At 56.2% G+C, this 12,120-nt stretch carries 10 protein-coding genes; 4 read left to right on the top strand and 6 right to left on the bottom strand.

The features are described from left to right. Positions 1-23 precede the first annotated feature (23 nt). Positions 24-1,430 carry a glucuronate isomerase gene (gene uxaC, locus B1748_RS05630; protein ID WP_087566862.1) on the top strand — a complete coding sequence of 469 codons (1,407 nt, stop codon included), beginning with the start codon at positions 24-26 and terminating at the stop codon, positions 1,428-1,430. A gap of 85 nt (positions 1,431-1,515) precedes the next feature. Here uxaC and B1748_RS05625 read toward each other — a convergent pair whose 3' ends face one another. The 6 genes from B1748_RS05625 to B1748_RS05600 form a co-directional block, all read right to left on the bottom strand. After that, positions 1,516-1,737, bottom strand: a complete 222-nt coding sequence (locus B1748_RS05625; RefSeq protein WP_087566861.1) for a hypothetical protein — start codon at positions 1,735-1,737, stop codon at positions 1,516-1,518. A 69-nt stretch (positions 1,738-1,806) separates the two neighbouring features. Next, the gene (locus B1748_RS05620) at positions 1,807-3,033 is read right to left on the bottom strand and encodes an aspartate aminotransferase family protein (protein ID WP_087566860.1); all 1,227 of its coding nucleotides are present in this window, start codon (positions 3,031-3,033) and stop codon (positions 1,807-1,809) included. A 159-nt stretch (positions 3,034-3,192) separates the two neighbouring features. Next, positions 3,193-4,692 carry an S-layer homology domain-containing protein gene (locus B1748_RS05615; RefSeq protein WP_087566859.1) on the bottom strand — a complete coding sequence of 500 codons (1,500 nt, stop codon included), beginning with the start codon at positions 4,690-4,692 and terminating at the stop codon, positions 3,193-3,195. A 141-nt stretch (positions 4,693-4,833) separates the two neighbouring features. Beyond that, positions 4,834-5,526: a response regulator transcription factor gene (locus B1748_RS05610; RefSeq protein WP_087566858.1), complete on the bottom strand. Its 693-nt coding sequence runs from the start codon at positions 5,524-5,526 to the stop codon at positions 4,834-4,836. After that, positions 5,523-7,013 (bottom strand): sensor histidine kinase, encoded by a 1,491-nt coding sequence (locus tag B1748_RS05605; RefSeq protein WP_087566857.1) that lies wholly within the window; start codon positions 7,011-7,013, stop codon positions 5,523-5,525. The genes B1748_RS05610 and B1748_RS05605 overlap by 4 nt, the downstream gene beginning before the upstream one ends. A gap of 129 nt (positions 7,014-7,142) precedes the next feature. Continuing rightward, complete coding sequence (locus B1748_RS05600) at positions 7,143-8,015, bottom strand: AraC family transcriptional regulator (RefSeq protein ID WP_087566856.1); 873 nt, start codon at positions 8,013-8,015, stop codon at positions 7,143-7,145. 164 nt (positions 8,016-8,179) lie between these two features. On the opposite strand from B1748_RS05600, the gene B1748_RS05595 reads away from it, so the two are divergent. The 3 genes from B1748_RS05595 (at position 8,180) to B1748_RS05585 (ending at position 12,120) form a co-directional block, all read left to right on the top strand. Next, entirely contained in the window at positions 8,180-10,168 is a 1,989-nt protein-coding gene (locus B1748_RS05595) for a glycoside hydrolase family 127 protein (protein ID WP_087566855.1), read from the top strand. A gap of 238 nt (positions 10,169-10,406) precedes the next feature. Next, a complete protein-coding gene (kduI, locus tag B1748_RS05590; RefSeq protein WP_087566854.1) occupies positions 10,407-11,237 on the top strand; it encodes a 5-dehydro-4-deoxy-D-glucuronate isomerase in 831 nt (276 codons plus the stop codon). An 88-nt stretch (positions 11,238-11,325) separates the two neighbouring features. Further along, entirely contained in the window at positions 11,326-12,120 is a 795-nt protein-coding gene (locus B1748_RS05585; protein ID WP_087566853.1) for a DeoR/GlpR family DNA-binding transcription regulator, read from the top strand.

The raw sequence follows: 12,120 nt of genomic DNA, 5'->3' as shown, positions 1-12,120 counted from the left end.
AACCGATAAGAGGAGGGATACGTTTGAAGCCATTTTTGGACGATAACTTTCTGCTAAATAACGAGACGGCGGTGCAGTTGTACCATAACCGGGTAAAGAATCTTCCTATCATCGATTATCATTGCCATCTTAGTCCGCAGCAAATCTACGAGAACACAAGCTTCTCCACCATTACGGAGGCTTGGCTCTACGGCGATCATTACAAGTGGCGGGCGATGCGCGCGAACGGCGTGGAGGAGCGTCTGGTAACGGGGGGCGAAGGCGCTTCCGATTACGATCGGTTCCTCGCCTGGGCGAAAACGGTGCCGCAGACGATCGGCAATCCGCTCTACCATTGGTCGCATTTGGAACTGCGCCGGTTCTTTGGCGTGGAGGAGCTCCTTAACGAAGAAAACGCTCCCGTCATCTGGGAGAAAGTGAACGCGCAGCTGGCGACGGGAGAATTTAAAGCCCGCGATCTGATCAGGAAGTCCGGCGTCGAGGTCATCTGCACGACCGACGATCCAGTCGATTCGCTGGAATATCATAAGTTGATCAAGGAGCTCGACGGCTTCGATACGCTTGTCCTGCCATCGTTCCGACCCGACAAGGCGCTGGAGATCAACCGGCCGACGTTCCTCGGCTGGATCGGGCAGCTCGGAGAAGCCGCGGGGGTTACGATCAAGGATTATTCCGAACTTCTGGCGGCGCTGGAGTCCCGAATCCGCTTCTTCCACGAAGTCGGCTGCCGCGTGTCGGATCACGCTTTCGATTACGTGCCTTACGCGGAGACGACGGCCGAAGCGGCCGCAGCGATCTTTGCGAAAGCGCTGAACGGCGAAGTCGTTACCCTCGAAGAAGAGAAGCAATACAAAACGTTCACGTTCCTGTTCATGGGCCGATTGTACGCGGAGCTGGGCTGGGCGATGCAGCTTCATATCAATGCTTCGCGCAACAACAATCGCCGGATGTTCGGCAAGCTGGGGCCGGATACGGGCTTCGACTCCATCGGAGATGCCCCGGTCGCAGGGCCGCTGACGCGACTCCTGGACGAGCTTGACGGAGACGACGCGCTGCCGAAAACGATTCTGTATTCCTTGAACGCGCGGGACAACGAAGTGCTTGCGGCGCTGATGGGCAGCTTCCAGGGCGGAGGCGTGCCGGGCAAGATTCAGCTGGGTTCGGCCTGGTGGTTCAACGATACGAAAAACGGCATGCTGGATCAGATGAATTCGCTCGCGAACTTTGGTTTGCTGAGCCGGTTCGTCGGCATGCTGACGGATTCCCGCAGCTTCCTCTCCTATACGCGGCATGAATATTTCCGTCGTCTGCTCTGCAATCTGCTCGGCGAATGGGTAGAGAGCGGAGAAGCGCCGAACGATCCCGAGCTTTTGGGATCCATCGCGGAAAACGTCTCTTACCGCAACGCGAAAGCGTATTTCGGCTTCTAGATCGACAAGCGGTCAAGGCTCCTGAGCCTTCGACTGGAACGGCAGTCTTAAGTAGACACGAAACAGCGTCTTTCAGGAACGCCCATCAGGACGGTCCGCGAAAGACGCTGTTTGTGTATTTTAGCATCTGAGGACCTGCTACATTGGCGGCGATGCAGAACCATTCGGCTTGAGACATAACTTTGCCCGCAAGATAAAAGGCAAGTCCCCCTAAAAGCTCGAACGCAAAAAATTCCTTCCATTGCCATGCTTGCACCACCACAATGACATAACGCTTGTTTTTCGCCGACGGTATTCGTCCAATCATCCGTCATTCGCCCCTTCGCCTTCTCGAAATAACCGTAACTAAGGTATGCGAAGGGGCTTTTCCAAAATGCTAAGAAATATCAAGCAGGGCGGCGGTTAGAATGTCCGCCATCTCGTCGATATGCCGCTGCTCCGCGATCAGAGGCGGCATGAGCCGAATCGTCGATTCGCCCGTCACGTTAACGAGCAGTCCCAGCTCCATGCAGCGCGCGGCGAGCTTAGCCGCCAGTTCGTTCGGCATGTCGAAGGCGGCCAGCAGCCCAAGCCCACGCGGATTACGGACGAGATTATGCGACTCCAGCAGGCGGAGCTTCCCGAGCAGGTAGCCGCCTTGCCGCTGCGCGTTCTCCGTCAGACGGCGATCCAGCAGCTCGCGTACGACGGCATAGCCCACAGCCATGCCAAGCGGCTGGCCGATATACGTGCCGCCTTGGTCGCCCGGCTCGAAGAGATTGAACTTGTCGACGGCGAGCGTAGCCGACAGGGGGTAGCCGCCGCCGATTCCTTTGCCCAGCGTCATGATGTCCGGTTTGATGCCGTAATGCTCCCAGGCGAACAGCTTGCCCGTCCGGCCGAGTCCCGTCTGCACCTCGTCGAATATCAGCGCGATGCCGTACATGTCGCATATTTTGCGAAGTCCGAACAAGTACGCTTCGTCGACGGCATGCACGCCGCCTTCGCCTTGCACGAGCTCCAGCATGATGGCGCACGTCCGGTTGGAGACGGCGGAGAAGCAGGCGTCGAGGTCTCCCATAGGCACATGGATAAACCCGGGGACCTTCGGCTCGAACAGGCTTTCCCACTGCTGCTTGCCGGTTGCGGACATCATGGCAAGCGTCCGGCCATGGAAGCTGTTCCGCATCGTGATAATCTCGTACGCGCCGTCCAGATGGAGAGCGCCATGCTTACGGGCAAGCTTCACGGCGCATTCGTTTGCTTCCGCTCCGGTGCTGCCGAAGAATGCTTTGTCCATGCCGCTGATGCCCGTCAGCAGCTCCGCGAACCGAATCATCGGCTCGTTGAAATAGGCGGGACTGGCTAGCACGAGCCGGGAAGCTTGCTCCGTCAGCGCCTCGCGAAGAACAGCCGGGGAATGGCCCAGGGCGTTGACCGCCCAACCGCCGACAAAGTCAATATAGGATCGTCCTTCCGTATCCTGTATATACATGCCTTGACCGGAAGCCATGACGATTTCGGGCCGATTGGCGGTAAATAATAGATGCTTGCGGGCTGCCTGAAGCAGTTCGGCGGTCGTGCTTGCGGCCGTCGAGGGTTGCCCTGATAATACTTGTTCCATTGCCGATCCCTCCGTTTATTCAGTAATACTGTATAAATATACATTAATATAAATAAATATTCAACTTTATTTTAAAGTGTGCATATTTCTAAACGAGAATAAAGCCGATCCGGCCCTCCAAGGGCGCGAATCGGCTTTGTAGATTGAAAAAGGAAAGGATTAGTTGTCGAGCGTCACGGTAACTTGCTCGGAGACGGACCAGCTCCCGACCGGCACCACCTCATACGCTACGCCAGCCGTAAGTTTGCCATCGTTCTGGATCTCGAACGTGCCTGTGGCGCCCTTGCGCGTCTGAACTTTGTACTGCGCGGATAAAACGGAGCCGTCGGCACCTTTTAATTGGACGGAGCGGTAAGCGAACAGTTCATCGCCCGGATCCTCCGACAAGGTAACGAGGAGCGTCTTCTCGTCCTGCGCTTCTGCGGATGCGATCGTCAACGGCTGGAATTCGGAGGCTACGAACTCGTTTTCCTTTAGCTCGAACCAGTCGGACGTCAACGTGTACCGGACACCGGATTTCAGCGTTTGGCCTTGCGGCAGTCGGAATTTAGGCTCCTGCTTGCCATCCGTCGATTGCGTGAAACCTACATAGCTCACTTCGATCGGCTCGCCGGCTTCCGGCGTGAGAGTAGCTTTCCGCGTCGCCAGCGAGGAGATGATGGACATCGGTTTGCCGTTTAGCCGGTTTTCCTCATCCAGTATCACTGCATTGGCCCCTCTGCCTCCTGCATAAGCCGAAATCATGTAGCCGTAGTCGATGATGCCGTCCTCGCGGGAGGATACCGCCTCGATCGTATCGGCCGTTACCTGGCGAACATTGTTCAGGACGAGCAGGTCGTGATTGGAGTCGATCTCGAAAGATTGTTTGCCCTTGTAGCTCAGGGAATACGAATCCTCCGTCATCGTTTTGACCGGAACGATGTATGTGGCGAAGGAGCCGGTCTTAAGGCGAGGCTGGTTAACGAGTCCCAAGTCGCCGTCGAACTTAAAGTTTTCCGAAGCCGCGGCCGTCGTCTCGTCCTCCAGCGCAAGAGGGGCGTCGAACGTGACTTCCAGCGTTATCCGGTTAAGCGCCTTGACGGATACGATCTCGGCGTCTGCCGACCGAATTCCTTGCTCTGCGGATACTAAAAGCGCAGCCGTCTCGCCCCGCGTCAGCCCGTCCGCGCTGTTGATCGACAGCTGCTCCATCCAGTAGGCGACGGATTTGGCATCGCGTTGCAACGCCTTGGCAATCAGGCCGGTCAGCGAAGATGTCGTAGCAGAATCGTTCGGCACCAGTTCGTCCGCGCCGGCCAGAAGGCCATGCTCGACAGCCGATGCGATATAAGCGTCATACCAACGTGCGCCCGATCCTTGCGAAGCGGGTTCTGCCTCCACCTCGAGAGCCAGAAGCACCATTTTGATGAGCTCCGCGTTCGATACGTTGTTGTTGGGGCGAATATCGCCATTGCCGTATCCTTGCAGGACGCCTTTCTCGATTAGTCGTTCTATGGCATCGCTGTAAGCTGCGTCGAGCTTAACGTTGTTCAAGTTCTGTACGAGGGGCGCCGGCGCCGCTGAATTGGCGCTTGCTTGGACGGGCAGCAGGCTTCCGCCTCCCAGCAAAGCGGATATAAGCGCGATCGCGATTGCTTTTTGATTCGTAGCGTTTTTCATATTGGATTCCTCCCGAGAATGTGGTGAGTGGCTATAGCAATAGCATAAACGCCGACTCTAAACGGGAGGATAATAAAATATAAACATTTTATAAACGGAGCGTTAACAATCGGAAAAGGCGGCCGCCGGGCAGCGATGCGGCTAGACGTTGAACCGGTAACCGGCACCCCACACGGTCTCGATGAACTGCGGATTGGAGGGATCTCCTTCGATCTTCTCCCGAATGCGCGAAATATGAACGGTGACGGTGGCGATGTCGCCGTTGGAATCGAAGCCCCAGATCCGCTCGAACAGCTCGTCCTTGCTAAATACGCGGTTTGGGTGGGACGCGAGGAACAACAGCACGTCGTATTCCCGCGCCGTCAGCGCGATCTCGCGATCCCGGACGTAGACTCGCCGCGAGGTCTTATGCAAGGACAGCTCGCGAATGGCGATGACGTCGGCAGTGCCGTTATCGCGGCCGCCGTTGTATCGCTCGTACCTTGCCAGATGCGCCTTCGCCCTGGCGACAAGCTCGTTCGGACTAAAGGGTTTCGTAACGAAATCGTCGGCGCCGAGACCGAAACCTCTGATTTTGTCGATCTCTTCTTTTTTGGCGGAGACGATCAGGATCGGCATATCCCGCTTCTCCCGAATTTGTCTGCAAATTTCGAATCCATCCACGCCAGGCAGTTGCAGATCGACAATGACAAGAACGAAATCGCCGCGAAGCGCCTCCTCCAGACCTTGCTTGCCGTCCCCGCATATCGTTACAGAGAAGTCGTGAAGCTGGAAGTAATCCCGCTGCAGCTCCGCGATATAGTTGTCGTCTTCGATGATCAGTATTCGTCTCATGGCTCCGTACTCCTTGCTTCGTCTTCTAGAATAAGCGGGAATTCCAGCACGACCACGGTTCCTCGTCCAGGGCTGGACTCCGCCCGGATTAAGCCTCCGTGTCCTTCCATAATACCCTTCGCAATGGCCAAGCCGAGTCCGCTTCCCGGCGTATTGGGGCTCCGGGAAGCTTCTCCCCGATAGAATCTCTCGAAAATATGGGGGAGCGTCGAAGCATCAATGCCAATGCCGTTGTCCTTAATCGTGACGATAGCGAGCTCGTCTCGTTTCGACATGCCGATGGTCAGAATCTTCGGCTCTTCCTTCATGAACTTCATGCCGTTGTCCGTCAGGTTGACGACGACCCGCCGGAGCTTCTCTCGATCGGCCAGAACCGTTAGTGGCTTGCCGTCGCCGTGATCCCATACGAGCTCAACGCCTTGCTGCTCCAGCTCGATCCCCATTTCGTCCAATGTCGCGTGAAGGAAGGCGTGGAGATCCAGCTTCTCGAACGAATAGGGCTCCTTGTTCATGTCCAGCTTGGAGAAATAAAGCAGCTCGTCCACGAGCCGTTCCATGTCCGTGGCTCTCGTATGGATGGCGTTTACGTAACGCCGAAGCTTCTCCTCCGTATCCGTCACGCCGTCGCGAATGCCTTCCGCATACCCTTTAATCGTCGTGATGGGCGTTCGGAGATCGTGAGAGATGTTGGAGAGGAGTCCCTTCCGGTTCTCCTCGTAACGGAGCTGCAGCCTAATGGATTCGTCCAGCTTCAACCTCATTTCCTCGAAGCTCATGACAAGTTGCCCGACCTCGTCGCCGGATTGCGGACTCAGTTGGTAGGACAAGTTGCCTTCCTTGATAAATTCGGCTGATTTCCTCAGCTCGTCGAGCGGCTTGACGATTTTGCGCGTGACGTATCTGTATAGCAGCAAGCCGGTCAGAAGCAGCACCGCGACGAAGACGGCGATGAGTATGGGCAGCAGCGTGCGTACCAGCTCGGCGAACGGACTGCGCTCCCGCAGCACGTAGATGCTTCCAAGGTCGTTTGGAGAGTCGGCGAACGCGAAGTCGAATTTGGAGTAGGAGAAAAAACGGCTCTCCAGATTCATCGTGCCGCGTATGCCGAAGTTGCCCAACTCGTAGGGAGGAAGCAGCTCTGGGAGATTTTTTTGATTTAACGTCGGCGTCGCGTAGACGATCCGTTCGTTTTCCCGGACGACCAGGTTGGCTTGCACCATTTTGAGCGTCATGTCGTAGCTCTCGAGAAGCTCCGGGTCGCGCAATTGTCCGGGGTCGTGTTTGGCCAAATATTTGAGCTCCAGGAAGATGTTCTCTTCTTCGCCGGACAGCGGGTGAAGCGAATAATGGATGCGGTAGAAGCTGCCGATGCTTCGGAAGTCGCCCGTGACGGCTACCGAGAGCAGGTAGGCGGCCGCGACGAACAAAACGACGGACAAGAGGACGACGGACGAGAAAGATAGCAGCAATCGGAATCGGATGGACATGGCTGGCGGAAACCTCCTGCGCGGAGCGTGCTTGCAAAACATGCAAGTCCCGCGGTTTCTGTTGTTCGCCATTGTCGCACAGAAGCACGACCGATGCAACATGGTAGAAAGAGGGGCTGCAACGAAGGGCTAGAAGTGCGTGCGGTACCTGTCGCGGAATCTGGTGGGAGCAAGGCCGTGGGCCCTCGTAAAGCGGGTCGTGAAATAAGGGACATGCTCGAAGCCGACGCTGGCGGAGATCTCGGAGACGGGCCAGTCCGTCTTTAGCAGCAAGAGCCTGGCTTGCTCCAGCCGGAGTTCCATTAGATATTCCATGGGCGTCTGGCCGAATACGCTTTTCATGCAGCGCGTAATGTAGTTGTAATGAAAGTTGAGCGCGGCAGAAAGCATCCCCCCCGTTACGGGAGAACGGTAGTGGGTTTTCAGGTAGGCTTCCGCGTTCTCGGCGACCATGACGGCAGGACTCGCGTAACCTTCGTGCTGCCGCAAATCCAGCAGGCGCAGCAGCTCCTCGAACGTCTGCTGGCGCGTCCAAAAGGAACGGGACTGCTTCTCCGACGATGCCTCGTTCAGCTTGGACATTAGACGGAATGCCTGTTCCGGATACGGCAGCGTCCAGCTTTGACGGATTTGGAGAACATACGGCGCCGTCAAATATTGTTGCTTGTGCGGCTCGTGACTTGGCATGGGGGCCTGCGCATCCTCCGATACGGACCAAAAAGCCGGCACGTGGAAATGAACCCAATAGAAAACGGTCCGCTCCTCCGTGCCTTTTACAGAGTAATGGGTCCGATCCGGCAGGAGCAACACGCACTGACCGCCCGTCAGACTCCATTGCTGCTCTTCCTCTCCGATAAATAACGTGCCGGATTCCACTGCGATGAAATCGAATACGCCGAGGGCGGTTCGATTGGGATGGGCATCTCCAGGCTGATAGATCGTTTTGCCGCTCTCCAGACAATAGGGCAAAGGGGGGACGGCAAGGTTTAGGATGGATGACATGACAGCGGCTGCCTCCTCTAAAATGAAATGTAGTCATTGGAGTGTGAAATCGAGTAAGCGAATGGTTGCTTTTATTGATTTTATTACGCAGAAACCGTCATTACAATATAACTAAGAAGGATGAAAACGATTAAATAACAAAATGCGCGAAAGGGTGGAATGGAATGGCTGGTACGAATAGATTATTTGCGCCCACTGGAAATAACGTGAAGGTGGACGATGTTTTCTGGAACGGATATCGCGATCTTGTACGCAACGTGGTCGTTCCGTATCAATGGGAAGCGCTGAACGACAGGGTGGAAGGAGCCGAGCCAAGCCGCGCTGTACGAAATATGAAGGCTGCGGCAGGGGAACTGGAAGCGGAATTCGGCGGTTTTGTGTTCCAGGACAGCGATTTGTACAAGTGGCTGGAGGCGGTCGGATACTTGCTGCGGGAGAGACGGGAGCCGGAGCTTGAGGCCGTTGCGGACGAGCTGATCGCCACAATAGAGAGGGCGCAGGAAGCGGACGGTTATCTGAACACGTTCTACGCGTTGAAGGAGCCGGGCAAACGGTTTACGAATTTGACGGAATGCCACGAGCTGTATTGCGCGGGCCATCTGATGGAAGCGGCGGTGTCTTATTACGAGGCTACGGGCAAAACCGCGCTGCTGGACATCGCATGCCGATTCGCCGACCTGATCGGCGAGACGTTCGGGAACGGTCCGGGCCAAATACCGGGCTACGACGGCCATCAGGAGGTCGAGCTGGCGCTGGCAAAGCTGGCCCGCGCGACCGGCAACGACGGCTATATGGCGCTTGCGCGGTATTTCATCGACGAGCGGGGCAATTCGCCGAGTTTCTTCGAAGCGGAAGCGGATCGCCGCGGCCGGACGACGCATTGGCATAAAGGCGAGATCGGCAAGATCAACCATGCGTACTTTCAGGCGCATCTTCCCGTCCGGGAGCAGTCGGTCGCCGTCGGCCACGCGGTGCGCGTCGTCTATATGTGCGCCGGGATGGCGGACGTGGCGAAGGCGACGGGGGATGTTGCGCTCGCGGAAGCGTGCGAGAGGCTGTGGCGCAACATCACGGAACGCCAGATGTACGTAACTGGCGGCATCGGCGCGACGGCTGCTGGGGAGGCGTTTACAGTAGACTACGACTTGCCTAACGATACAGCCTATGCGGAGACATGCGCATCGATTGGCTTGATTTTTTTCGCCAAACGAATGATGGAGCTGAATCCTAAGGGGGAGTTCGCCGACGTTATGGAGCGCGCGCTCTACAACACGGTGCTTGCGGGCATGGCGCAGGATGGGCGCAGCTTCTTCTACGTCAATCCGTTGGAGGCAGCCCCTCATGTGTGTGAAGGAGGGAATCCTGGATTCAACCATGTGAAACCGGTACGTCAAGAATGGTTCGGCTGTGCATGCTGCCCGCCGAACATCGCGCGGCTGTTGGCATCGCTTGGCGATTATGTCTATACCGTTCATGGCGATGTCATCTATTCCAATCTGTTTATCGGCGGGGAAGCTGCCTTTGATCTGAGCGGCGGCTCGATTGGTCTCAAGCAGCGTTCGAGTTTGCCTTGGAGCGGCGAGACCGGCTATGAGATCAAGCTGGACGGATCGCTTGAATTCGAGCTGGCAATACGCATGCCAGGTTGGAGTCCGTCTGTATCCGTGAGGCTTAACGGCGAGACGTTATCGGGACTGCCGGTCGAGAGCGGCTTTATCCGGCTTCGCCGGCACTGGCAGGACGGCGATGTATTGGATATCGTCTTCGTGATGCCGGTACAGCGCGTTAGAAGTCATCCGCTTGTGCGTTACAATGTCGGCAAGATTGCGCTGCAGCGCGGCCCGCTCGTCTATTGTCTGGAGGAGGCGGACAACGGCTCTCAGCTTGACGGCATCATGTTGGCAGCCGGTACTGCTCTAGAAGCCCAGTGGCGTGCTGATCTGCTAGGCGGCATCATGACGGTGCAAGGAGCTGCATGCCGACTGGCCGATGACGACAGCGGGCAACAGGGCTGGGGTTCGGCGTTGTACAGAGCGGACGAGGCAAGGACTACGGTGCCGGCTTCCGTCACGTTTATCCCCTATTATGCCTGGGCGAACCGGGGCAAAGGCGAGATGGCCGTATGGATCAAGGAGCTTGCAGCTCAAGCCTGATCATCAGTCTTTATCATGATAGCGATGGAAGCGGGATAGGCCTCTTCGAAGGCCATTCCGCTTCCATTTATTTTTGGCAGGGAATTTCCTTTTTACAAAAGGAGTTTAAAAAATGGGGTCTATTTAAGTTCGAAAATGTGTGATATGATTATAAATGAACAAAAACAAACGTTTTCGGTATGTTTAGCGCCAGATGGTGCGAAGATGCCGGACAAAATCCTAAGGAGGCTATTCATTCATGGATATTCGTCATACGACCAACCCAACCGATGTAAAACAATACGATACGGAGAGACTGCGCCAGGAGTTTCTGATCGAAAGCCTGTTCGAGCCGAACAAGCTCAACATGACATACACGCATTATGACCGCATGGTAGTCGGCGGCGCTCAACCAGTGGGCGAAGAGATTGCTCTGGATGCGGGCGACGCGCTTCGCACGGAATATTTCCTGGAACGCCGCGAGATCGGCTTTCTCAGCATTGGCGGTCCTGCCATTATTACGGTGGACGGCGAAGCGTACGAGCTGGACAAGCTGGACGTGCTGTACGTTGGCAAAGGCAAACGCGATGTGAAGCTGGCGAGCAAGGATTCCGCGAATCCGGCCAAGCTGTACTTCTGTTCTGCGCTGGCTCATGCAGAGCTGCCTACCCGCAAGATGACGCGCGAAGAAGCGAACCCGCTTAATTTGGGCGCGCAAGAGACATCCAACGAGCGCGTCCTGTACAAATACATTCATGCCGACGGCATTCAAAGCTGCCAGCTGATGCTGGGCGTAACAAGCCTGCAGACGGGCAGCGTATGGAACACGATGCCTTCCCACGTGCATGACCGCCGCATGGAAGCCTATCTCTACTTCGATATGGCCGAAGAGACTCGCGTCTTCCACATGATGGGCGAGCCTTCGCAAACGCGTCATCTGGTCGTAGGCAACGAGCAGGCGATCATCTCGCCTCCATGGTCGATCCACTCCGGCGTAGGCACGAGCAACTACACGTTCTGCTGGTCGATGGCCGGCGAGAACTACACATTTACGGACATGGATGTTGTTCCGGCAAGCGGCCTGAAGTAAAAAAATTCGATCGAAGTTCTTCCCAGGTCACTTATAAATTCCTATGTGGTAGAATAGCTCCATGAAGCTTTAATGGAGGAGGGGCGCCATGCTTGCTGCAGAACGCCATCGGAGAATCATCGAGAAGCTGGGCGAGAGCGGCGCGGTTAAAGTGTCGGAGCTGAGCGAGTTATTTTCGGTAACGGAGAAGACGGTCCGCGAGGATCTGGAGAAGCTTGAGGAGAAGGGCCTGCTCAAACGGACGCATGGCGGCGCGGTACTGGAGCAGGGAGGCGAGGACAGCTTCCTGCCGCTTCAGATTCCGAATGCCAAACATCAGGCGGAGAAGGCGGCAATCGCAACCCTGGCGCTTAGCTGCATCGAACCGAACGACATCATCGCGCTCGATGCGGGCAGCTCCACGCTGGAGCTGGCGAGGCAATTGCCCAATATGCCGCTTACGGTGTTGACCAACGATCTGCTCATTATTCGAGAGCTGACAATGAAGGATGCGATACGGCTCGTCGTTCCCGGCGGGTATCGCTATAACAACTTGCTCATCGGCGGAGAATCGCAGGAGTGGATCAACCGGCTTAACGTACACAAGCTGTTTCTGTCGACGACGGGCATTCATCCGGAATACGGACTTACGATCTTTACCGAAGAGCTGGCCAAGCTCAAGCGGCTTTATATCGACAACGCCAGGCGGACGTATGTCATCGCGGACCACAGCAAATTCGACAGGGGCGCGCTTATTACGTATGCGGCGTTAAACGATGTTCATTGCATCATAACGGATGGCGGCATTTCGCCCGAAGTGGAGGAGCGTTACGAAGCGCTGGGACTGACGATTATGAAGGCGGAGGTTCCGGCTAGCGGAAAACGAACGAGAGGAAAGGTGTAG

Source organism: Paenibacillus sp. MY03, from assembly GCF_002165585.1.
GTDB classification, from domain to species: domain Bacteria; phylum Bacillota; class Bacilli; order Paenibacillales; family Paenibacillaceae; genus Pristimantibacillus; species Pristimantibacillus agaridevorans.
The sequence above is the reverse complement of the archived record's forward strand: the minus strand, read 5'-3'. Positions and strand labels throughout refer to the sequence as shown.